The following is a 21,879-nucleotide window of genomic DNA, read 5'->3' on the forward strand; positions in this document are numbered from 1 at the left end:
GTGCGGATCGAATACTTCGACATGTCCATCGAAGCCGGGAGCGAGAATCCTGTAATGGCTCCACAGGTGTGCCGTGTAAGTGTCGGCGAACTTTCCCAGAAGCTCTCCATCAGCATCCAGAACAAGTATTCTCTTACCCATTTCCGCACCCTTCGCCCGCGCCTCAGAAATAGGGAGTGACTGGCCTGCTCAAAAGCTTACTGCACGCCCGGCCAATCGTCTATTCCTAATTTTTCACCATTGGCGTGAATACTATTTCGGCCACACCGAGCGGCATTCCAGCGGTATCGATACCACAACCATTCCAGGTGTAGTTCAGCGCTCGCACCCACCGGCCACGAACTCATTGACCTCGCAAACGTCCAGCTGGGATGTGGTCCGGCGACGGTATACAGCCGTGGGCACAACACCGCGGTGAAGGTATCCCGTCGCCGCCAGCAAGCCCCATCATCGTCTGGCAGCCCGACCAGGCCCCAGCAGGCCCCAGCAGGCCCGGGACGGAACTGCGGGCTATCCGGCTTGTGTCAGCCGGTGAAAGCTCACACCGCACCGGCCCGGTCAACATCCAAAAACCCCTGCCCGGCCGCTGACGATATCAGGGGATCACCGGCCTTCGGGCAACCATGCGGCGTATGGCCTTCAGGTAACCAACATCGCCGCGGGGCCGGCGCAGGGCGGCGCTGGCCAGCGCAGGGCGTCAACGCCGCAGCAGGCCCCGCAACCTGGACCTGGCCGGCCAGGTCTGCGCCGGGCCGTTCACCGGATAGGACGGAAACACCCGCTCGGCGGCGTCCACCAGCATGGCGACGTCCAACGGCTTGAGAAGAACACCGGCTGTGAGGATGTAATCAGCGACCCCCGCTACCGGCAGCAATACGACATCGTCGAACACAGCGAGTCCATGGGGCGGCGCGGCACGCGAGAACGCGACGACCGGTTGGACCGTGACCTGCCAGCCCTCCGGCAGTTCAGCGGCCAGCTGATCGGTAATTTCTGTACCCATCCAGGCAACCATTTCGATCATGGGCTGCAATGGCACCCGACCCGCCCACAGCCCGGCCCGGTTCTGCCGGAACGGCCCACGGTGCGCGTCCGTCTCGACCAGCCACGGTCCGGATGGTCCGATGACCAGATGATCGATATTGCTGGCGGAACCAGCAAGAGATCGATCATGAAGGACGGTGTACCCGGCGCGGGTGAGCCGCTCAAGCGCGCGTGCGGTACGCCGTTCGGCTTCGGCGTCCTCCCGCCACGACTCGATTTCCGGCGGGGAGCGATAGAACCGGACTGCCGCGACAACCAGCACAAGCATAACAAAACAGATAACTAGTTGCACTATCAAAGATACGGCCAGACTCAGCAGTGCGCCGAACACGCTGACCACAATCGTGGCGAGGGCGGCAACCACACCGGCGATCGCCGCCGCCCTGCCTACCCGGTCTTTACGTTCGACCGCGTAGAGCTGCCGGCAGCGCAGATACTCCGCCATGGCCGAGCGACCTGGCCATTGTCCATGTGACGCCCCGGTCATCATCGTCTTCCGGCCGACCAGATGACGGCCAAACCGGCCCGCGTGGCGCAAGACCCCTCACCTCCGCTGTAGACAAACCGGCCAAGCGCCGACCAGTCACAGCGCCGCGGGCTGGACGCGCGCGTCAACCATCACGGAGCGTGCCGCAAGGCCATCACCGGCCGCCACAACAAATCAGTTACACAGTGACCACCATTCCACATCCTTGCGTGTGGCCAAGGCCCGGGGAACCCTGAAGGTCGAGCTCCCGCGCGGCTGTATCGGGCTACGACGTAACGGCACAGCAGCGACCCGCACCGACCCGCGGCCAGCGACAGCTGGCCGGTCCGGACCTGGAGGGTTCATGACACGGACACAGTCAGGGAAGCCACAAGAAGATCAATATGGCACCGACGACGCGATCCGGTCAGCGGCCGATGTCCATCGCTACGCACGCCTGACCTGCCTGACCGATCAGCCACCGGGAAGCGTCGGCATCGAGACCGAGTGGTTCGTCGTCGACACCGAGTCCGTGTCACGCCCAGTGCCCCCCGCCCGAACGATGGCGGCGCTCACGGACGCCGCGGCCGGCAGCTCACCTGATCATCGGGACAGTCCATCCAACGGGGCAACCGGCGTCCCAGGACATACGACCCTGCCGGGCGGTACCCGGATCACCTTCGAACCCGGTGGCCAGCTTGAGCTGTCAGCTCCGCCGCTGCCGCTTTCCGACGCCCTGGCGCGAACGGCCGCCGACCTCGCCCGGATCCGGTCGATGCTCACCGGCGCCGGCCTCGCGCTCGTCGGGATGGGCACCGACCCCCTCCGGCCACCGCATCGGCATCTCACGACGTCCCGTTACCAGGCAATGGAACGGTACTTCCAAGCCGGCGGCGGGTCAGCGGGCATGATGATGATGTGCTCTACCGCATCCGTCCAGGTCAACCTGGACGCGGGCAGCACGGCCCAGTGGCCCGGGCGATTCGAGCTGGCACACACCCTGGGCCCGGCTCTGGTGGCCATGTTCGCAGCCTCCCCGATGCTGGCGGGGATAGCCACCGGCTACCGCTCCACCCGGCAGGCACTGTGGTCGAAGATCGACCGGAGCCGGACCCGGCCGGTGGCGACCGCTCACCAACCCGATCCGGCGGCAGCCTGGGCGGACTACCTCCTGGCGGCGAGGGTCATGCTGCTGCGGGATCCCGACGGCGGATTCCAACAGCCCCCTGCCGCGACGACGTTTGGCGAGTGGGTGGCTGGCGATAGCCAGCTGCCACGGATACCGACAGTAAGAGATCTGATTTACCATGCGACCACTGTGTTCCCACCGGTGCGCCCACGTGGCTGGCTGGAACTGCGTTACCTCGACGCCACCCCGGCGGGGAACTGGCCGGTGGTGGTCGCCGTCACCACCGCCCTGCTCGACGATGCACGTGCCGCTGACATCGCGGCCGACGTATGCCTGCCCGTCGCCCACGAGTGGGCCACGGCTGCGTTGCGGGGGCTGCGTGACGCAGCGCTGCACAAGGCCGCCAGGGCATGCGCGGGCGCGGCCCGCGACGCTCTTGGCCGCATGGGCGCCGCAACGTCCCTCCTCACGGCCGTCGACGCGTATTTCGACGCCTACGTGGAGCCGGGACGCTGCCCCGCCGACGATCTCATCGACCGGCTGGCCGAGGTCGGGCCGGCTGGTCTGCTGCGCGCCGAGATCGATCGGAACATGATCGAAAATAACAACAGGGCCCCTGGGAACGATGGATGCCCACAGGCAACGACACAGGTCGCGGAACCCACTACCACGGATGTGATCGCACTGTGACAGCAGAAGAAGGCCCACGACCGGCGGATATCGCCCAGGCGCTCGCGGACAGCAGGACGCGGAGCCTGGCCTACACCGATCTTGACGATGCCGACCTGTGGCGCCAGCACTCACCACTGATGTCGCCCCTGGTCTGGGACCTCGCCCATGTCGGCAACTACGAAGAGTTGTGGCTGCTGCGGACAGCAGCGGGGCGGCAACCGCTGCGGCCGGGCATCGACCACCTGTACGACGCGTTCCGTCATGCTCGGGCGGACCGGCCTGCCCTGCCGCTGCTCGACCCGGCACAGGCTCGTTCCTATCTGGCCGAGGTCCGCGGCAATGTCCTTGACGGCTTGGAACGCCTCGCCCCGGACGCCCTGCGCGGGCCGCTCGCGCGTCCCGCGCTGCTGGCGGGCGGCTTCGTCTACGGACTCGTGCTCCAGCACGAGCACCAGCATGACGAGACGATGTTGGCCACCCATCAGCTCCGGGTGGGTCCTCCGGTCATCGGTGACGCCGGCCCGGCCCGGGTTCCACCGGCCGGGCGGCCGGCACCAGCGCCAGAGATGCTGGTGCCGGCCGGCGAGTTCACGATGGGCACCAACGGCGACACGCCCGGACATGCCTGGGCCTACGACAACGAACGGCCCGCGCACCGGGTGTATGTCCCCGCGTTCTTCATCGACACGTTGCCGGTGTCGAACGCGGCGCAGGTGGCGTTCATCGACGCCGGTGGCTATGACGATGAACGCCTGTGGTCGGCGTCGGGCTGGGCCTGGCGATGCGAAGCGGGCCTGCGGGCGCCGGAGTTCTGGCGCCAGGAGGGAAAGAGCTGGGTGCGGCGCCGTTTCGGCCGCGAGGAACCCGTCCCGATGGATGAACCCGTACAGCATGTGTGCTGGTACGAAGCGCAGGCGCACGCGCGCTGGGCCGGTCGGCGGCTGCCCACGGAAGCGGAGTGGGAAAAGGCCTGCGCGCACGATCCCGTCACCGGGCGTTCGCGGCGTTTTCCCTGGGGGGACAGCGGCCCGACGCCGGAACAGGCCAACCTGGACCATGCCGCGTCCCGTCCGGCGCTACTTGGGGCGTACCCGGCCGGAGCCAGCGCGTACGGCGTCGAACAGATGATCGGTGACGTGTGGGAGTGGACAGCCAGCGATTTCACGGGTTATCCGGGATTCACCGCATTCCCGTACCGCGAGTACAGCGAGGTGTTCTTCCCCCGGACGTCCCCGAACGCCTACAAGGTGCTGCGCGGCGGGTCCTGGGCCACCCACCACAGCGCCATCCGGTCAACCTTCCGCAACTGGGACCACCCGATCCGTCGCCAGATCTTCACCGGCTTCCGCCTCGCCCGCGACGCCGAGATGGAAGGCTGATGCGGGTGTGTCGTCATATGGCCTGGCTCGGGACACCACGGACACTGACCTCGCTCCTTCGCGATCCGCCGCACAGTCTGCTGCGCCAGGCGTGGATGCCACGACGGATGCTGCATGGGAAGATCAACGCCGACGGCTTCGGCGTCGGCTGGTACGTCCCCACGCTGCGGACCGAGCCGGCGCGCTACCGGCGGGCGGTCCCCATCTGGACTGACGCCTCGTTCGCCTCGTTCGCTGGCGTGGTCAACTCAGGCTGCGTGCTGGGCGCGGTTCGCAACGCCACCGTGGGGATGCCGATCGAGGAGACGGCGACCGCACCCTATGCGTATGGCCGCTATCTGCTCAGCCATAACGGACGGGTGGACGTCGACGTGCTGATGAGCATGCTCGACTGGACCAGGGGCGCCCCGGCTCCTGACTCGCGCTGCGACTCCGCGCTGCTGGCCGCCGCGGTCTGGCAGCGGTTGGCCGCTGGCGTGAGCCTCGCCGCCGCCGTAGCGGAGGTGGTCGTCGCCGCGGGCCGCGCCGACGGTGCCGCCCGGCTCAATCTGCTGGCCACCGATGGTAGCCAGCTCGTCGCTACTACCTGGGGTGAAACGCTGTCCTACCGGGTATCCACGGACGGGGACGACATAGGGATGGACGTGGCCAGTGAGCCCAGCGACGACTCGAACGAATGGGTCGATCTTGACGACCATCAATTGTTGACCACCGACACACGGGATGTAACCATTAGTAATTTGATCTAGAATTCGATTACTCTCGGTTGTAAAAGCGCTCCCGGAGGTTGCATCCATGACAGCATCCAGTACCGATGTCACCGATATCGGTTCCGATGCCGGTTCCAATGTCGGTTCTGTTCTCGGTACCGGTATCGATTCTCGGGTCGGTATCGCCGCGACCGGTACCGACCCGAGAATCGTCGTCGACCGGCATCTCGCCGCATCCGACCGCGCCGCGGCGCTCGCGGCCGACGTCAGGGCTGGACTGACGGCGGACCCGAAGGAGCTGCCGCCCAAGTGGTTCTACGACGCCACCGGAAGCATGCTCTTCGATGCCATCACCCGTCTGCCCGAGTACTATCCGACCCGCGCCGAACGGGCCATCCTGACCGGTTGCGTCCAGGAGATCGCCGCCATGTCGCGGGCAGACACCCTCATCGAGCTCGGCTCCGGAACCTCGGCAAAGACCCGCCTGCTGCTCGACGCGCTGCGCCACAGCGGCCACCTGCGCAGGTTCGTCCCCTTTGATGTGGATGAAACGGTGCTCTCCCGAGCCGCCATCGCTGTCCGCGACGAGTACCCAGGGGTGACCATCCACGCGGTTGTGGGTGATTTCGAGCGTCACCTTGATCTGCTGCCCGGCATCGACCGGCTACCTGGTGCCAACCGTCGGCTGGTCGTCTTTCTCGGCGGGACGATCGGTAACCTCGCTCCGGCCCAGCGGCACGACTTCCTGACCAGCCTGCGTGCCCAGCTCAACGAGGGCGACACGCTGCTGCTCGGGACCGATCTGGCCAAGAATCCCGACCGGCTGGTCGCCGCCTATGACGACAGTGCCGGCGTCACGGCCGCGTTCAACCGCAATGTCCTGTCGGTCATCAACCACGAACTCGACGCGGACTTCGACCCGCGGGGGTTCGCCCACGTGGTCTGTTGGGACGCTGCCAATTCCTGGATCGAGATGCGGCTGCGGTCCGTGCGGGACCAGCAGATCCAGATCGGCGCGCTCGACCTGTCGGTGTCCTTCGCCGAGAACGAGCAGATGCGTACCGAAATCAGCGCCAAGTTCACCAGAGATGGGCTCACCGCCGAGTTCGCGGCCGTGGGTCTGGCCATGGTCCGCTGGTGGACCGACCCAGCCGACGATTTCGCGCTTTCTCTCTGCGTCCCGGCCTGACCCCGTCACCGGACGGGGTCAGTGCGAACAGGATCAGTGCGAACAGGATCAGCGGAGCCTGTCAGCCGCGGTCGACCAGGCAGACGTCACGAGCCGCACCAGTCGATGCCGAAGTCGCCATCGCGGCATAGGCCCGCAGCGCGGCCGGCACCGGACGCACCCGGTCCACCGGCCGGAAACCGCCGGACGCCATCAGGGCCGCCCGCCGCGCAGCCAACTCGACCGCGTCCACCAGCAGGTCCAGCCGGCGGGACGGAATATCGATCTCGATGATGTCGCCGTCACGAACCAACGCGATCGTGCCGCCGTGGGCGGCCTCAGGCGACACATGCCCGATGGACAGACCCGCGGACCCGCCGGAGAACCGCCCATCGGTAACCAGCGCGCAGGCCGGCCCGAGGCCACGCGCTTTCAGGAACGTGGTCGGGTACAGCATCTCCTGCATGCCCGGACCGCCCCGCGGGCCCTCATAACGGATGACCAGCACATCACCTGGGTGGACCCGCCCGGACAGGATTGCGTCCACCGCGTCCTCCTGGCTTTCCAGGACCAGCGCGGGGCCGCGGAAGGTCAGCCGCCCGGCCTCCACCCCGGCGGTCTTGAGCACGGCGCCGTCCGGTGCGAGCGTCCCGCGCAGCACCGCGAGGCCGCCATCCGCGGAGTAGGCGTGCGCGACGTCGCGGATGCAGCCCGAGCCGGCATCGGTGTCCAGCGACTCCCAGCGGTTGACCGAGGAGAACGGCTCGATCGTGCGCACTCCGCCCGGTGCCGCGTGGAAGAGTTCCACCGCCTGTCCGGACGGGTCCGGCCGGCGGACGTCCCAGTGGGTGAGAAACTCCGCCAGGCTTGCCGCGTGGACCGTGTGAACATCCTGGCGCAGCAGTCCGGCCCGGTCGAGCTCACCGAGGATGGCCGGTATGCCACCGGCTCGGTGGACGTCCTCCATGTGGTACTCGGAGCTCGGCGCCACCTTGCACAGGCACGGCACCGTCCGGGAGATCTCGTCGATGTCGTCCAGGGTGATGTCCACTCCGGCCTCGACCGCGGCGGCCAGCAGGTGCAGGACGGTGTTGGTCGAACCGCCCATGGCCACGTCCACGGCGAAGGCGTTGGCGAACGCGGAGCGGGTCGCGATCGAACGTGGCAGGACACTGTCGTCGTCCTTGTCGTACCACCGCTTCGCCAGGTCCACAACGGTCCGCCCGGCCTGGACGAACAGGTGGCGGCGGGCAGCGGAGGTGGCGAGGGTGGAGCCGTTGCCGGGCAGGGCGAGCCCAAGCGCCTCGGTCAGGCAGTTCATCGAGTTGGCGGTGAACATGCCCGAACACGACCCGCAGGTCGGGCACGCCGAGCGTTCCACAGCGTCCAGCTCGGCGTCGTCGACCGTGGTGTCCACTGACGCGGCAATGGCGGAGATGAGGTCCAGACCGGACCGGACAACACCGTCGGTGACAACCGCCCGACCGGACTCCATCGCACCACCGGACACGAACACGGTTGGGATGTTCAGCCGCAACGCTGCCAGCAGCATCCCCGGTGTGATCTTATCGCAGTTCGAGATACAGACGAGCGCGTCCGCGCAGTGCGCGTTGACCATGTATTCGACACTGTCCGCGATGATCTCTCGGGACGGCAGGGAGTAGAGCATCCCAGCGTGGCCCATGGCAATGCCGTCGTCCACCGCGATCGTGTGGAACTCCCGTCCCACGCCGCCGGCCTCCGCGACCGCGTCCGACACGATGCGGCCGAGGTCACGCAGGTGCACATGGCCGGGGACGAACTCGGTAAAGCTGTTCGCGATCGCCACGATCGGCTTACCAAAATCACTGTCCGTCATACCGGTGGCACGCCACAGGGCACGAGCGCCGGCCATGTTACGGCCGTGAGTGGTGGTTCGGGAACGCAGAGCAGGCATCGGGTAGTCCTCGCAGCTGATCGAGCGGGTCGCGCACGGGCCCGCAGGAGCGGAGCCGAGCACGCTCACGGCGGCCTACCCATCCCGGCCAGGCATAACGCCGGGCTGACTGGCCGCCGACGCCACCGTTCACGGATCAGGCCCGCCCGCCGCAGGGTATCAGTATCGGTTGTTGTGCCGGCGCAACCACTCCCGCCGGGCTAACCACACGATGGCGAAGGACGCGACCGTACCCAGCAGCGGGGCGACATCGTGCTCGCGTGCGGTAGCCACGAAGCGCACCTGACCGTCGGGTTCCACGAGCCGCTGGCTCAGCTGCGTCCCGACCGCGAACAGAAACAAGCTCACAACGCCCACAATGACGTATCCAGTGCGGAACAGGCTGTACACGCCGATCCGGCGACGGGGCACGGCAGCCCGGAACAACATCGCGGGGATCGTCCGCCCCAGGATGCCGAAGAACGTCGCGAACACCGGGGCGAAGAGGAAGTAGTTGACGAAGGTGCTCACGGCAGGTCGGTCACATGTTCCACGGTAGGCGGCTGCGCGAAGAAGGAGCCCAAAGCCGCACGCCAGCGGACGAAGCGAGCGGACTCCCGGAAGGTCACCACATGCGCATCGAGGTTCTCCCACTCGACCAGCAGAACGAACCGCGACGGTGACTCAACTCCGCGGGTCATCCGCGCCGACCGGCAGCCAGGGCAGGTAGCGAGCTCAGCGACGACCGAGCGGTAGGCATCGATGAACTTCGCCTCCTCACCGGGCGTGACATCGAAGCGCGCGACCTCCAGCACCGGCGCAGCATCCGAGGCGTTTTCGGGAGCGGTCATGAACGCAAGTCTGGCATGCGCGTTACGCCTGGGAACATCCGTTGGGCATCCCGGCGACGGCGGGGGAGCCGCCACCTGTTCGGCACGTCCGCACCCGGCCCCGACAACCGCCTTCATCGTCAAGCGGGACCGCGCTCAGCCAGCAGAGCGCCCACCTTCGCACCCACCGCGGCACGCGGCAGACAAGACCGCAATAATCAAGCGACTGCAAAAGTCTTGCAAAAGACTATCTGTGCTGGTTACCGTCGACCGACCCGTCCGCCCGCCTGCCCCCGCTGCCTGGCCGGCAGAGCCGGAACGGAAAACGGCGGGGCCGCGGCGAGGCCGCGAACGCAAGGGGAAAGATCATGACTGTGGATGCCGGCACCGTGTCGAAAGCCGTACCGCTGTACGAGCGGATTCGCCAGGCGCTCGGCCCGCGGGAGTGGGCGACGATCGCGGGCATGACCGCGGTCATCGTCGGGCTGCATGTCATCGGCTGGTTCACCCTTGTCGCGGTCATCGCCCCGCACCACTACCGCTTCGGCACTCACAGCCAGGTGTTCGGCGTCGGACTGGGTCTGACCGCTTACACCCTTGGCCTGCGGCATGCCTTCGACGCCGACCACATCGCCGCGATCGACAACACCACCCGTAAGCTGATGGCCGACGGTCAGCGGCCCATGTCGGTCGGCTTCTTCTTCTCGCTCGGCCACTCCACGATCGTGTTCGCCCTGGCCTTTCTGTTCAGCATCGGTGTGCGCTCGCTTGCCAGTGAGGTCTCCGACGACGGTTCAGCCCTGCACGACGTCACCGGCTGGATCGGCACCACCGTCTCCGGTGGCTTCCTCTACGTCATAGCCAGCATCAACCTGGTCATCCTCGTCGGCATCGTGAGGGTGTTCCGCGACATGCGCCGCGGCGAGTACGACGAAGCCAGGCTGGAGGAACAGCTCAACTCCCGCGGGCTGATGAACCGTTTCCTTGGCCGCTTCACCAACGCGATCACCCAGTCGTGGCAGATGTACCCGCTCGGCGTCCTGTTCGGCCTCGGTTTCGACACCGCCACCGAGGTCGCCCTGCTCTTCCTCGCCGCCGGTGCCGCCGGCGCCGGGCTGCCCTGGTACGCGATCCTGGTACTGCCCATCCTGTTCGCCGCCGGCATGAGCCTGCTCGACACCATCGACGGCTCGTTCATGAACTTCGCCTATGGCTGGGCGTTTTCCAAACCGGTCCGCAAGGTCTACTACAACATCGCCATCACCGGTCTGTCCGTCACGGTCGCCTTCATCATCGGCAGCATCGAACTGCTCGGCATCCTCGCCGAAAAGGCCAAGCTCACCGGCGGCTTCTGGGACTGGATCTCACATCTGGACCTGAACATCGTCGGCTACTTCATCGTCGGCCTGTTCGTCGCCACCTGGGTCATCGCGCTGCTGGTGTGGAAGTACGGCCGCATCGAGGAGAAATGGTCCGCCGGCCTCCGTGACGGCGCCCAGGCCGAGCCCGCGGGCTGAACCTCCACGACCCGGCCGCTGGCGCGACCGCCGATACGAGATGCACGACTCGGCGAACACTGTTCGGGTGCTTGATTTTCACACCATCCCGCTACCTACGGCACGTGGCCGCGCGCGGGCATCGGTCCAGATCTTTGCTCCCGCTCAACTGGCCATGTCGACAAAACGGGAGTAGTGGCCCTGAAAAGCGACGGTGACGGTGCCGGTCGGGCCGTTACGATGCTTGGCGACGATCAGATCGGCCTCGCCCGCACGGGCTGACTCCTTCTCCACCGTATCCTCCCGATAAAGAAGGATCACGGCGTCCGCGTCCTGCTCCAGCGACCCCGACTCGCGAAGGTCGGAGATCTGCGGACGCTTGTCCGCACGCTGTTCCGAGGCGCGGTTCAGCTGGGAGATCGCCACCACCGGGACATCGAGTTCCTTGGCAAGAAGTTTCAGCGAACGCGATATCTCGCTGACCTCCTGCTGACGGTTTTCGGTTCGCTTCGGCGACGACATCAGCTGCAGGTAGTCAAGGACGATCATCCGTAGGTCGTTGCGCTGTTTGAGCCGCCGGGCCTTCGCCCGGATCTCCATCATGGTCAGGTGCGGGCTGTCGTCGATGAACAGGGGAGCGTCGGCGACCTCGCCCATCCGGCGGGCGAGGCGGGCCCAGTCCTCGTCGGTGAGGCGGCCGGTACGGATGCTCTGAAGCGATACCCGTGCCTCCGCCGACAGCAATCTCATGGTGATCTCCATCCGGCTCATCTCGAGCGAAAAGATCACAGATGTCATGCTGTTACGGATCGACGCGGCTCGGGCAAGATCTAGACCGAGGGTCGACTTCCCGACGGCGGGCCTGGCCGCGATGATCCACAACTGGCCACCGTGCAGCCCATTGGTCAGCTCGTCCAAGTCATTGAAGCCGGTGGGAACCCCGGTCAGTGACCCGTTGTGCCCCTGGATGGCTTCGATCTCCTCCAAAGCGGGATTGAGCAGCTCACCGAGGGGCGCGTAGTCCTCACTCGAACGACGTTCAGTGACCTCGTAGACGGCGGCCTGAGCACGGTCGACGATTTCGTCGACGTCCTGCGCGGGGCCGAAGGCGAGCTGGACGATACGGGTGCCGGCCTCCATCAGGCGACGCAGAACAGCCTTCTCCGCGACGATGCGGGCGTAATAGCCGGCATTTGCCGCCGTCGGCACACTTGAGATGAGGGTGTGCAGGTATGCCGGCCCACCCACCCGCTCAAGCAGCTCCCGCCGGCCGAGTTCGGCCGCGACGCTGATGACGTCAGCCGGCTCACCACGGCCGTACAGGTCGCCGATGACGCCGTAGACCGTGCCGTGCGCGGGCCGATAGAAGTCACCCGCGGCGAGTACCTCCACGACGTCCGCGATCGCGTCCTTCGACAACAGCATGCCGCCCAGCGCGCTCTGCTCAGCAGCAAGATCATGAGGTGGGATGCGATCGAAGTCGACCGACCCGCCCGCACCACTCCGAGCGCGGTCAATATCGGTCAGTGTCATGACCACCCCCTGCCATGCGCCTTGTCGTGACCGCCGCTTGTGTCGCAACCACCGCTTCGAGCATCTCGACCGTCGAACATATGTTCGACGGTCGAGATGGTTCTGTCAATCCTCCGCCCTCCGCCCAGCAGCCACACCCAGCCGACCGGCCAACCCCAGGGAACAGTCCAGCCAGCGGCGCCGACTGTACGGGGGTGCGCTCCAGGAGCCCAAATAGTTATCCACAGGAACTGTGGATAAGACCTGTGGATAAGACCGAAAGTCTTGGGGACAGCATCAGGACAAGTCCCCTGAAGCTGTGGATAACCAACTGAAGGACAGATCGTCCAAGCCGAAGTCACGGCCTGGTGGGCATGGGCGCCATCCACCGCCTGTGGACAGAAGAAATCCAGAATTCGATCATCGTGTGCCTCGTGCCCCCGAAGATCAACAATGGATCTGGCGCCGACAGAGAACAACAGCACGAAGGGTGACCACGATGTAACATCAACCGACCGATCCAGCGGCCAGCAGCCAACACCGTGGTCACCCAAGCCGCCTGCTTCAAACCTGCCTTGATCTTCTCAGACAGATCTTCTCAGGCAGAGATGACGTCCAGACGGACGGTCGCGACGACGTCCGAATGCAGGTGCACCGAAACCGTGTGGGCACCTAGTGACTTGATCGGCTTCGGTAGCTCCACCCGCCTGCGGTCCAGGTCCGGACCGCCTGCCGCGGCGACCGCCGCCACCACGTCCGCTGCCGTCACCGAGCCGAACAACCGGCCTTCCTTACCCGCCCGGCTCACCAGTTGGACGGACAGGCTGGAAAGCTGGCCGGCAATCTCCTTGGCATGCCCGAGGTCCCGGACCTGCCGGGCCGAGCGGGCCCGGCGGATCTGAGCGATCTGCTTCTCGGCACCCCGCGTCGCCACGATCGCGTACCGACGGGGGATGAGGTAGTTACGCCCGTAGCCGCCAGCGACGTCGACCGTGTCACCGGGGCTACCGAGGCCGGGTACCTCCTGAGTGAGGATCAGCTTCATCGCCATGCTCCTCAGCGAGCCGTCGAGGTGTAAGGCAGCAACGCCATCTCGCGGCTGTTCTTCACCGCGATCGCCACGTCACGCTGATGCTGACTGCAGTTGCCGGTGACTCGCCGGGCACGGATCTTACCGCGGTCAGAGATGAACTTCCGCAGCAGCGAGGTGTCCTTGTAGTCGATGTAGTCACTCTTGTCCTTGCAGAACGCGCAAACCTTCTTCTTCGGTTTGCGCACGGCCGCCTTGGCCATCGTGCGCTCCTAATATGTCTGTGGGTTTGACCGGCCCCTAGAACGGGGGTTCCTCGGAGTAGGCTCCGGCGGGCGCGGACCACGGGTCGTCAACGGCGCCACCGCCGTAGCCCGAGCCGCCACCAGCGGGAACGGGGGCGCCGTAGCCACCAGCTCCGGCAGGCCCGGCAGGCCCGCCGGACGCTTGCGGTGGCCCGCCATAGCCGCCAGCAGGGCCAGCGGCCGGCCCGCCATACCCACCGCCGCCACCGCGACTGGCCTTGACGACCTTCGCGGTGGCGTACCTCAGCGAGGGACCGATCTCCTCGACGTCCAGCTCGACCGAGATGCGCTCGTTACCCTCACGGTCGGTCCACTTCCGCTGCTTGAGCCGGCCCTGCACGATGACCCGGGCGCCCTTCTGCAGCGACTCGGCAACATGCTCCGCGGCCTGCCGCCAGATGGAACAGCGCAGGAACAGCGCGTCCCCGTCCTTCCACTCGTTGGTGGTCCGGTCGAGGGTCCGCGGCGTCGAGGCCACGGTGAAGCTGGCGACCGCGGCGCCGTTGGGCGTGAACCGAAGCTCAGGGTCGTTCGTCAGGTTTCCGACTACCGTGACAACTGTTTCGCCGGCCATGAAACCAAATCCCCTCAGGCCGCGATCTTACGTCGAGGCTTCTTCTCGGGAAGCCGGATCACCTTGGTACGGATCACCGATTCGTTGAGAACGAGCTGGCGGTCGAGCTCGGCGACCACCGCCGGCTCGGAATACAGGTCGATGACGGCGTAGATGCCCTCAAAGCTCTTGCGGATCTCGTAGGCCAGCCGGCGCCGGCCCCAGACATCAACCTTCTCGACGACGCCGCCGCTGGAGCGGACGACGGTCAGATACTGGTCCAGAGACGGCGCGACCGTGCGTTCCTCGAGATCCGGCTCAAGGATGACCATCAGTTCATAATGCCGTGGCAAGGGTGAACCCACCTCCTGTGGACTCGGGCGGCCACGGACAGTTCCGTGGCAGGAGGACAAGCCGCGTATCCGGTCACCCGTACGTGGAACACGCGCGGGCCAACAAGCGGCAACCTCGCAAACACTACTCGATGCGGCTCGGCCCGCGGGCCGCCGCTCGCTGCCCATCCATCGCCGCGCGATGGATGGGTGCCCCGGCTCGTCGGTCAACGCCCAGCGCATCCGGCGGCGACCACCTAGCGGCGACGACCACCCGCAGCCCGGCGCTGACCAATCCGATGACAACCGTGAGCGCAAGCACCACGAGCAGGCCACGCAGGTGCCGATCAGGCGACGGCCAGATCACACCAACCACGGTCACGCCCAGGGCCGCGGCGAGGCAGACGCAGGTGACGACCGCCACAGCGAGGCTCCCCAACTGTCCGCGAGGTGAAGATCTGGGGAACGGAGCTCCAGGCGGGCTCAGTCGACCCACTGACCCTGGGTGAAGGCAATGACAAAGACTGCCATGACCGGCGCACACAGCCAGCTGTAGGCCGGCCGCACCCAGGGCCGCCGGATCGCGACACGGCCAAGCAGCAGGTACATCGGGAAAGCGACCAGCATTGTCCGGATCCCTGAGGCGAAGTAGTTCGAGCAGCTCATCAACAGGGTCGCGGCACCGACGAAGGCAGCCTCACCTATCTGAGCGGACCGCACAAGCGCCACGGTCAGCACGACTCCGAGGACGACAGCGGCCACCTCGCCGCGCCAGAACCAGGCGAACGCCGATGACTGCGACGTGTCGAAGGCAGCGTGCCAGGTCGTCCGCCATCCCACCCACGGCCAGTCGATCTCCCGGTGCCAGCCGACCCGCATCGCCTCGGCGTAGGAGTCCCACCGGCCGGTCCGGACCCGGAGGTAGGTGACAAAGCCGAGCACGGGCAACGGGGGCAGCGCGAGCGCGAGTCCCGGCAGCGCGAACACCGGCAGGCCCGCACGCCGCCGGCCGACGACATACTGCACCGCCAGCGCGAAGCAGAAGGGGATTCCGGTGACCCTGGTCGATGCGGCTCCCGCGCCGAGCAGACCGGCGGCCCACCAGTGCTGGCGGCGCGCGGCGAGCCAGGACGTTGTGGCGAAGCCGAGAAAAATCGCCTCGGAGTATCCGGCGCAGAGGAACACCGCGTAGGGGAACAGCAACAGCGCGAGGACAGCGAAGTCCGCGGCGCGGCGGTCCGGGCCACCCGGAGCTGTCCGGCGCCGGTTGCCAGCGGACACCGGTCCGGTTCCGGCGGACACCGGTCCGGTCGCGGTGGGCACCACCGGTCCGGTCGAGATGGCCAGCTGTCCGGCCGCGGCGTCATCGATCTGCAGCTGCCAGATGGCCGCCACAGCCACTGCCCCCGCGACGAAGGAGACCACCATCCCCGCGACCGTCCAGTCACCAAAAACCAGATGAGCGAGTCGCATCGCGAGCGGGAAACCGGGAAAGTCCACCTCGGTGTGATCAGCGTACTTCGGGGACTCGTATCCGAAACGCGCGACCTTGGTGAACAGCCCGACATCCCACCGGTTCCACAACGTCGACAGGGTCGGCAGATTAGCGCTCGGCTGACCGGACAGCGCCCGGGATGCGGCCAACGACAGCAGGATGACCGTGATCCGGCTGGCGAACCAGACCGGAAAGGTCGCCCGGACGGCTTCCGGGAGCCGGTCCAACCACGACCGGACCGTGCCGGCCAAAGCGGGCCAGGGCGTGCCCGCGCCCTGAGCCGACGCACGGCCTGGCTCGGGCGTGAGCCCGGCCCCGGACCGCGTGGCCGCACCGGAATCCGGCGCGGCGTCACCAGAGTGATCAGATAGCGGGTCTCCCGACGTCAGGGCCATCAAACGGTCCCGACAGCCGCGGCCCACCCGCCCGGATCGGGCTGGGTGACGGCCAGGTCGTCAGGCCGGGGTTCGGCGTCCGCCGCGACGCGCGCGGCCCGCCGGCCGCGGCGGTCCGCGGAGCCGTCGAGTACCCCCCCGGCCGGGTCGTCCGCCTCGGCCGCGACGCGAACCACGTCCAGTTCGGGGCGCAGGATCTCGCGAATGACCAGCGAAGCAAACACACACAGAGTGAGGTCGCGGATGACGACGGCACTGACGAACCAACCGCGGTCGATCCCACTCGCTCCGTTGGTGTCGTTGTAGACGAAGTGCAGGAAACGGGTGAGCAGCACGTAAGCCTCGCTGGCCTGCCAGGCCAGGAAGGCCGGCCAGCGAGGCCGGGCCAGCGCCGCGGGCGGCACCAGCCACAGCGTGTACTGCGGCGAGAAAACCTTGTTCGTCACCAGGAACACGGCAACCGTGAGAAACAGCAGCTGGGGCAGGCGCGGCCGCCGGGGCGCGAACCATCCCAGCGCGGCTATACCGAGAAGAAGTGACCCCAGCACGACCATCGAAACGATATTGAGCGTGCCGGTGGGGATGCCGTGCTCTCGGACATCGGTCAGTAGCACCGGGGCCAAGACCGCGACCAGCAGCCATCCGGTGAACGCCGCCAGCGCGACCACTAGTCGCCAGGCCGGCCAACGCGAGGCCGCCGCGAAACCGACGGCGGCCAGCGCGATCCCGGCCACCAGCATGATGATCAGATGGACGGCGCCGAACATGCGGGGCGAAAAGGAGCTGGCCAGCCAGGTGGTCGCGAAAGCCAGCGAGTCCCAGTCCGGGCCGCGCCCGGAGTTGAGGTCGACGAAGCGCAACATCGCGTTCGTCCCGTCACCCCAGTGGCCACCGATCCTGGCGAACCAGTCGCCACCGGCCCACAGCGTCCCCCAGATACTGTCGCCCACCCGCTCGTCACCCTTGAAGTACCCGGCGATCAGCCAGAGCGGCCCCCACACCGCCGCGGCAGTCGCCACCGTGGCCACCAGGGTACGGACAAAGGACCGGAGCATGCCCGCACGCAGAGTGAGCACAGCCAGCGGCAGCAGGAACAACAGCGGGTAGAACTTCGTCGCCGCGCCCAGCCCGATCAAGATGCCGGCGAGCGTGGGCGCACGGCGTGACCAGGCCAGCAACCCCCCGGCGGCGAACGCCACCGCCAGGATGTCCCAGTTGGTCATGAGATGGAGCAGCAAAACGGGAGCGAGCGCGACCAAGGCGGCGTCGAAGACCCTCGCCCGACCCGCGGCCAGCGCCGTGCAGAACACCGTGGCGCAGGCCGCCACCAGGAACAGCAGGGCTGTGACATCGTAAAAAGTCGCCGTGCGCTGGTCGATCGTGTATCCGGCCACGACCTGTCTGCCGGCGTCATCGCGGTACACCGGCCGCGACGGCGAGGCGAAACCGGCGACCGATGACGCGAGCTGCATGGCAGCGCCAATCAGCGGCGGGTACTCAGTGGGGTAGTCGAGGAAGGGCCGCTTGCCGTTGGCCAGCCCCTCCTGACCGTACAGGGCGACTACGTCCGAATAGCACATCCGCGTGTACTGGTACTCGTGCGACCAGTTACGGGTGTCCCGGCAGGGCGCCTTCTGGGCGTAAGCCAACAGGCACATCGCGACGGTGAAGGCCATGAGTACCCGCAGCGGCGTCCACCAGCTCCGATCGACACCGATGCGGGCGTGTGCCCCGGGCGGGCCACCGATGATCATGCTCGCACCGGCAACCACCGGGTCCTCCTTCGACGGGCACACCCGTCGAAGGGATGCCGTCGGCCGGGACACTTCGGGGCCTGTCCCAGGATGCGTCTCCCGGCGTGCGCTAGCCATGGGTCATTCTCACCCGGGCCACACGCCGCACCTGGACCGCATGCCTCCCACGCGAGGCGCGTCTCGCACTGGCAGCACTGGCACGCCCGTCGGGCTCCATGAACTCACCCAAAAGGCGTCGGAAATGTAATATTGTTATTATTGCTACCATTATTGTTATTGGATGACTGCTTGGCCTTTGGTGTCGTTGTCGCTGACACCAGCCCAGGTGGGGTAGTCGCACCAGCGGTGGGCGAACTTTCCGGGATCGGTCGCGACTGGGTGGGGGAGATCGATACCGCCGCTGTGGATGTCGGCCCAGGCAGCTGCGGGACGGTCGGCTCCGGAGTCGGCGACGGTGAGGCGTTCGTGACCGTCCCAACATACTTCGGTGCGGCAAAAGCCTGTGGCGCTACGCCGCTCAGCGCGCCGTCCATGAAGGCCTTCCAGACCTTGGCCGGATAACCACCGCCATAGACACCGCTCATAGCCCCGGGGATGCCGACCAGCGCGGTCGCCTTGCTGACGCCACCGTCGCCCCGGAACATGTTCACGCAGGCCGCCAGCTGTGGCACGTAGCCGCAGAACCAGGCGGTACGGAAGTTGTCGGTGGTACCTGTCTTGCCCGCCGCCGGACGGCCGTCGGCCAGCTGGGCGGCCTTGCCGGTACCGTCCTTGATCACCGATTGCAGAGCGTAGGTCACGTCCGCGGTCACGCTCGCGGACAGAGCATTCGTCGATCTCCTCGGACCCTCGTAGATAACCTTTCCCTTACCGTCGACGACCCGGTCGACGAGATGCGGGGGGATGGCCTTCCCTCCATTCGCGAAGGTGCTGTAGACCGCGACCATGTTCTTGGCCGTGATGCCGTCCCGGCCGAGGGTCACTCCGGCGTCGTCGGTGAGCGCGACGTCCTTGGACACACCGAGGGCACGCGCGGTGGAGATCACGTTGTCGATTCCAGCGGTGATACCCAGCGGTACGAACACGGTGTTGATGGATTCCGCGGTTGACTTGATCAGATTGGGGTAGCCGAAGTTGCCGTGTTCCTCGTCGTTGTGAACGACATACGTACCGCTGCCATCGGCGGCGTTTCCGGGGATCTTGAGCACGTCCGGGGCCTCGTAGGTCGAGTTCAGGCTTGCGCCGTGCGTCAGGGCCGCGGCCAGGGTGATCGGCTTGAAGGTCGACCCAGGCGGCACCTGCGCCTCCGAGACGTTGTCCTCCCAGAAGGTCTGGCCGTTCGTGCCCTTGCCGTAGATCGAACCGCCGTACCAGGCAAGTACCCGGCCGCTGCTCGGTTCGACGGCGACCAGCCCGGTCCGCAGGTCGGGCACGGCGGCATAGGGCTTCTGGAGCACGTTCGTGACGGCGAGGTAGGCGGCGGTCTGGCGGCCCTGGTCGATGCTGGTCTGGATGCGCAGACCCTGCAAGTTGATCTGCTGCTCGGTGATACCGGCGGCGATCAATTCGTCCTTGACCTGGTCACGAATGTAGGCGGCCTGCGGCGATGAGACCGCCAGCCCGTTGGACCTGTCCCGTTCCTTGGTCACCGGAGGCTTCTTGTCGGGACCCGCGCGGGACGGGTCCAACCATCCTTTGGCGACCATCGTGTCGATCACCTCGTGCCAACGGCGTTCCGCGGCGACCGGGGTCACTCTCGGGTCGAGCGCGTTCGGAGAACGGATCAGCCCGGCGATGACCGCGCCCTCCTCCGCGGTGAGGTCCTTGGCGGGCTTGTCGAAATAGGTCTTGGCAGCGGCCTCGATGCCATAGCATCCGCGCCCGAAGTAGATCGTGTTCAGGTAGAACTCCAGCACATCGTCCTTGGAGTACTGCTGATCGATCTTGATCGCCATGGCGATCTCTTTGAACTTCCGGGAGAAGGTCCGCTCCTGGGTCAGGTAGGCGTTCTTGGCATACTGCTGAGTGATCGTAGAACCACCCTGGGCGATCTCACCACCACGGAGGTTCACCCAGATCGCTCGAGCGATTCCCTTCGGGGAGATACCGGGTTCGCTGTAGAAGTTCTTGTTCTCGGCGGCGAGCACCGCGTGCTGGGCGTCCACCGACACCTGGGAAAGCGGTACGTTCGTCCGGTTGACCGTACCGATCTTGGCGATCTCGGTCCGGCCGTCGGCGTAGGTGATGACCGACGTCTGTTCGGCGGTGTTGACCGTGGCTGGCAACGGCACTTTCGTGAAGGCCAGGACCACCGCCACCAGGGCTGCGATCATCAGCACACTGAACAACAGCCCAAGCAGGACGAGTCGACGCAACCACCGAGGACGGTTTCGCCAGAACATCGGACCGTGTTTCCCCTGACCTCTGCGGACCGTGGGCTCGGCCGCGCGGCGGCCCGCGCGGCCGGGCGGGCTGTCGCCACCCCGATCGAGGGCCTCGACCGCCGACGTGGCGAACACGTCATCCGGGCGGGGACGGCGCACGTAGGTGGTGGAGCTGGCAGTGCGCTCGCGTACGCCGATGCGGTCCATCGCGGCCCGGTCGGTCGTGTCGTACAGGCTGCTGGTGGCCCCGCCCCATCCGTCGGGACCGGGATGGTCCCGGCCAGCCGGGGCATGGCGGATCTGGGTACGCCCGTTGTCGTCATCGCGCGGGTGCGCATCCCGATCGTAGGGTGGCCTCACTGACTGTCCCGTCCGTCGCGACAGGGGGTAGAAGACCCCGCATGGTCGGTGGCTGACAAAAGACGCTACGCCGTCCTTCAGGAGCGCACCCACACCGCCTCCGGCAAAACCGCTTCCACGACGGAGTCACCAGTGGGCCGGACACCTTGCCGACAGCTCGCCAACCGGCGGCCTCGGGACGGCCCGCGCCAGCCGCATGCGGAGAAGTGCGCTCACGTGGTCCTGACCGGCTAGTCAGCTGTGCGCCGGCTGCTCCCTCGGCGTGCGCGGGGCTGGCCGGTCCCGATCACAAAGGACGTAGTCAGGTGGTTCCAGCCACAGCAGGTGCAGACCTCCACCACATAGACGTTCAGTTCGCTAAACCGTTGTTCCAGCTCCGGTAGGTCCCTGGTGGCCCGGACCCGACCAGAGCTCACGCCGAGCTCGTCACCGTAGGTGTAGGTAACGTTGATCAAAGGGTCGTTCCGACAGACCGGGCAGCGCCGGGCAGCCGGCTCGCCATGGTACTTGGCCGCTCGGAGCAGGTACGGATGGGCGTCACAGACGTCCGTCGTCGACACTCTGCCCGCGTGCAGATCAGCGAGCGTCGCTCGCCGGGCGAGCGCGTAGTCGATAACCGACCGTGGGCGCATGGCAAAAACGGTACGCCGGATGCCGCGTCTCGGCAGACGGTCCGGACAGATGCGTCAGCGGTACCGGAGAACCCCTGAACACGGCGTGTCACAGGCCGCCAGTTGACCATCTCGCCGTTGCGTACCAGACATCCGTTGTTGCCTTGGATTCCCCGAAGTGGCATCCTCGATGTATCGGAACGATATGTCTGACACTCTGATCATAACTGCTTAGAGCGCCCGGCAATAGGAGCGTGGATCAAGGAGCGGGGCTGGGGTGCGTGCATCGCGAGGCGACGGAGACAGCCACCGGAGGTGTTGGGTGGCGACCGACGAGCC

The 21,879-nt window shown here is 66.6% G+C and carries 20 protein-coding genes; 6 read left to right on the forward strand and 14 right to left on the reverse strand.

What is annotated here, in order from left to right; all coding sequences use genetic code 11:
• On the forward strand, nucleotides 1-180 hold a 180-nt coding region (locus MJ783_RS00690), incomplete at its 5' end, for a hypothetical protein (protein WP_239307928.1).
• Nucleotides 181-697: 517 nt separating this feature from the next.
• Here MJ783_RS00690 and MJ783_RS00695 read toward each other — a convergent pair.
• Complete coding sequence (locus MJ783_RS00695) at nucleotides 698-1,489, reverse strand: nuclease-related domain-containing protein (protein ID WP_239307929.1); 792 nt, start codon at nucleotides 1,487-1,489, stop codon at nucleotides 698-700.
• A 385-nt stretch (nucleotides 1,490-1,874) separates the two neighbouring features.
• Between MJ783_RS00695 and egtA the strand changes: the two genes are divergently transcribed.
• From egtA to egtD, 4 genes are read left to right on the forward strand one after another with little or no spacing between them, the layout of a single operon-like run.
• Entirely contained in the window at nucleotides 1,875-3,329 is a 1,455-nt protein-coding gene (egtA, locus tag MJ783_RS00700; RefSeq protein ID WP_239307930.1) for an ergothioneine biosynthesis glutamate--cysteine ligase EgtA, read from the forward strand.
• The gene (gene egtB, locus MJ783_RS00705; RefSeq protein ID WP_370651387.1) at nucleotides 3,269-4,690 is read left to right on the forward strand and encodes an ergothioneine biosynthesis protein EgtB; all 1,422 of its coding nucleotides are present in this window, start codon (nucleotides 3,269-3,271) and stop codon (nucleotides 4,688-4,690) included. Before egtA ends, egtB begins: the two co-directional genes overlap by 61 nt.
• A 5-nt stretch (nucleotides 4,691-4,695) precedes the next feature.
• The gene (gene egtC / locus MJ783_RS00710) at nucleotides 4,696-5,439 is read left to right on the forward strand and encodes an ergothioneine biosynthesis protein EgtC (protein WP_239307972.1); all 744 of its coding nucleotides are present in this window, start codon (nucleotides 4,696-4,698) and stop codon (nucleotides 5,437-5,439) included.
• 46 nt (nucleotides 5,440-5,485) lie between these two features.
• Nucleotides 5,486-6,589 carry an L-histidine N(alpha)-methyltransferase gene (gene egtD / locus MJ783_RS00715; protein ID WP_239307932.1) on the forward strand — a complete coding sequence of 368 codons (1,104 nt, stop codon included), beginning with the start codon at nucleotides 5,486-5,488 and terminating at the stop codon, nucleotides 6,587-6,589.
• A gap of 61 nt (nucleotides 6,590-6,650) precedes the next feature.
• On the opposite strand, the gene ilvD is transcribed toward egtD, so the two are convergent.
• The 3 genes from ilvD to MJ783_RS00730 all read right to left on the reverse strand — a co-directional run bounded on the left by ilvD (nucleotide 6,651) and on the right by MJ783_RS00730 (nucleotide 9,334).
• The gene (ilvD, locus tag MJ783_RS00720; RefSeq protein ID WP_239307933.1) at nucleotides 6,651-8,504 is read right to left on the reverse strand and encodes a dihydroxy-acid dehydratase; all 1,854 of its coding nucleotides are present in this window, start codon (nucleotides 8,502-8,504) and stop codon (nucleotides 6,651-6,653) included.
• 159 nt (nucleotides 8,505-8,663) lie between these two features.
• Nucleotides 8,664-9,014: a hypothetical protein gene (locus MJ783_RS00725; protein WP_239307934.1), complete on the reverse strand. Its 351-nt coding sequence runs from the start codon at nucleotides 9,012-9,014 to the stop codon at nucleotides 8,664-8,666.
• Nucleotides 9,011-9,334, reverse strand: a complete 324-nt coding sequence (locus MJ783_RS00730) for an antibiotic biosynthesis monooxygenase (RefSeq protein WP_239307935.1) — start codon at nucleotides 9,332-9,334, stop codon at nucleotides 9,011-9,013. The genes MJ783_RS00725 and MJ783_RS00730 overlap by 4 nt, the downstream gene beginning before the upstream one ends.
• 347 nt (nucleotides 9,335-9,681) lie before the next feature.
• On the opposite strand from MJ783_RS00730, the gene MJ783_RS00735 reads away from it, so the two are divergent.
• Nucleotides 9,682-10,830 (forward strand): HoxN/HupN/NixA family nickel/cobalt transporter, encoded by a 1,149-nt coding sequence (locus MJ783_RS00735; protein WP_239307936.1) that lies wholly within the window; start codon nucleotides 9,682-9,684, stop codon nucleotides 10,828-10,830.
• A gap of 144 nt (nucleotides 10,831-10,974) precedes the next feature.
• On the opposite strand, the gene dnaB is transcribed toward MJ783_RS00735, so the two are convergent.
• The 10 genes from dnaB to MJ783_RS00785 all read right to left on the reverse strand — a co-directional run bounded on the left by dnaB (nucleotide 10,975) and on the right by MJ783_RS00785 (nucleotide 21,561).
• On the reverse strand, nucleotides 10,975-12,342 hold the full coding sequence (gene dnaB / locus MJ783_RS00740; protein ID WP_239307937.1) for a replicative DNA helicase: 1,368 nt from the start codon (nucleotides 12,340-12,342) through the stop codon (nucleotides 10,975-10,977).
• A 577-nt stretch (nucleotides 12,343-12,919) separates the two neighbouring features.
• Nucleotides 12,920-13,366, reverse strand: coding sequence for a 50S ribosomal protein L9 (rplI, locus tag MJ783_RS00745; RefSeq protein ID WP_239307938.1), 447 nt, complete (start codon nucleotides 13,364-13,366; stop codon nucleotides 12,920-12,922).
• Between the two features lie 11 nt (nucleotides 13,367-13,377).
• Complete coding sequence (gene rpsR, locus MJ783_RS00750) at nucleotides 13,378-13,614, reverse strand: 30S ribosomal protein S18 (RefSeq protein WP_131749434.1); 237 nt, start codon at nucleotides 13,612-13,614, stop codon at nucleotides 13,378-13,380.
• A 37-nt stretch (nucleotides 13,615-13,651) separates the two neighbouring features.
• Nucleotides 13,652-14,230: a single-stranded DNA-binding protein gene (locus MJ783_RS00755; RefSeq protein WP_239307939.1), complete on the reverse strand. Its 579-nt coding sequence runs from the start codon at nucleotides 14,228-14,230 to the stop codon at nucleotides 13,652-13,654.
• Nucleotides 14,231-14,244: 14 nt separating this feature from the next.
• Nucleotides 14,245-14,562: a 30S ribosomal protein S6 gene (gene rpsF, locus MJ783_RS00760; RefSeq protein ID WP_255720521.1), complete on the reverse strand. Its 318-nt coding sequence runs from the start codon at nucleotides 14,560-14,562 to the stop codon at nucleotides 14,245-14,247.
• Nucleotides 14,563-14,686: 124 nt separating this feature from the next.
• Complete coding sequence (locus MJ783_RS00765) at nucleotides 14,687-14,965, reverse strand: hypothetical protein (RefSeq protein ID WP_239307940.1); 279 nt, start codon at nucleotides 14,963-14,965, stop codon at nucleotides 14,687-14,689.
• A 59-nt stretch (nucleotides 14,966-15,024) separates the two neighbouring features.
• Complete coding sequence (locus MJ783_RS00770) at nucleotides 15,025-16,263, reverse strand: hypothetical protein (RefSeq protein ID WP_370651388.1); 1,239 nt, start codon at nucleotides 16,261-16,263, stop codon at nucleotides 15,025-15,027.
• Nucleotides 16,264-16,430: 167 nt separating this feature from the next.
• Complete coding sequence (locus MJ783_RS00775; protein WP_239307941.1) at nucleotides 16,431-18,302, reverse strand: glycosyltransferase family 87 protein; 1,872 nt, start codon at nucleotides 18,300-18,302, stop codon at nucleotides 16,431-16,433.
• 104 nt (nucleotides 18,303-18,406) lie between these two features.
• Complete coding sequence (locus tag MJ783_RS00780) at nucleotides 18,407-20,929, reverse strand: transglycosylase domain-containing protein (RefSeq protein WP_239307942.1); 2,523 nt, start codon at nucleotides 20,927-20,929, stop codon at nucleotides 18,407-18,409.
• 230 nt (nucleotides 20,930-21,159) lie between these two features.
• Nucleotides 21,160-21,561: a DUF5318 family protein gene (locus MJ783_RS00785; RefSeq protein ID WP_239307943.1), complete on the reverse strand. Its 402-nt coding sequence runs from the start codon at nucleotides 21,559-21,561 to the stop codon at nucleotides 21,160-21,162.
• Nucleotides 21,562-21,879: the final 318 nt, after the last annotated feature.

Source organism: Protofrankia sp. Cj3, from assembly GCF_917627355.1.
Lineage (GTDB): Bacteria > Actinomycetota > Actinomycetes > Frankiales > Frankiaceae > Protofrankia.

Bases quoted from the DNA above. Each gene is read 5' to 3' on its own strand.
- MJ783_RS00755 (WP_239307939.1), bottom strand. From the start codon at position 14,230: ATGGCCGGCGAAACAGTTGTCACGGTAGTCGGAAACCTGACGAACGAC.
- MJ783_RS00735 (WP_239307936.1), top strand. From the start codon at position 9,682: ATGACTGTGGATGCCGGCACCGTGTCGAAAGCCGTACCGCTGTACGAG.
- rpsR (WP_131749434.1), bottom strand. From the start codon at position 13,614: ATGGCCAAGGCGGCCGTGCGCAAACCGAAGAAGAAGGTTTGCGCGTTC.
- rplI (WP_239307938.1), bottom strand. From the start codon at position 13,366: ATGAAGCTGATCCTCACTCAGGAGGTACCCGGCCTCGGTAGCCCCGGT.
- MJ783_RS00695 (WP_239307929.1), bottom strand. From the start codon at position 1,489: ATGGCGGAGTATCTGCGCTGCCGGCAGCTCTACGCGGTCGAACGTAAA.
- dnaB (WP_239307937.1), bottom strand. From the start codon at position 12,342: ATGACACTGACCGATATTGACCGCGCTCGGAGTGGTGCGGGCGGGTCG.
- MJ783_RS00785 (WP_239307943.1), bottom strand. From the start codon at position 21,561: ATGCGCCCACGGTCGGTTATCGACTACGCGCTCGCCCGGCGAGCGACG.
- egtA (WP_239307930.1), top strand. From the start codon at position 1,875: ATGACACGGACACAGTCAGGGAAGCCACAAGAAGATCAATATGGCACC.
- MJ783_RS00730 (WP_239307935.1), bottom strand. From the start codon at position 9,334: ATGACCGCTCCCGAAAACGCCTCGGATGCTGCGCCGGTGCTGGAGGTC.
- MJ783_RS00775 (WP_239307941.1), bottom strand. From the start codon at position 18,302: ATGGCTAGCGCACGCCGGGAGACGCATCCTGGGACAGGCCCCGAAGTG.
- ilvD (WP_239307933.1), bottom strand. From the start codon at position 8,504: ATGCCTGCTCTGCGTTCCCGAACCACCACTCACGGCCGTAACATGGCC.
- egtD (WP_239307932.1), top strand. From the start codon at position 5,486: ATGACAGCATCCAGTACCGATGTCACCGATATCGGTTCCGATGCCGGT.
- egtB (WP_370651387.1), top strand. From the start codon at position 3,269: ATGCCCACAGGCAACGACACAGGTCGCGGAACCCACTACCACGGATGT.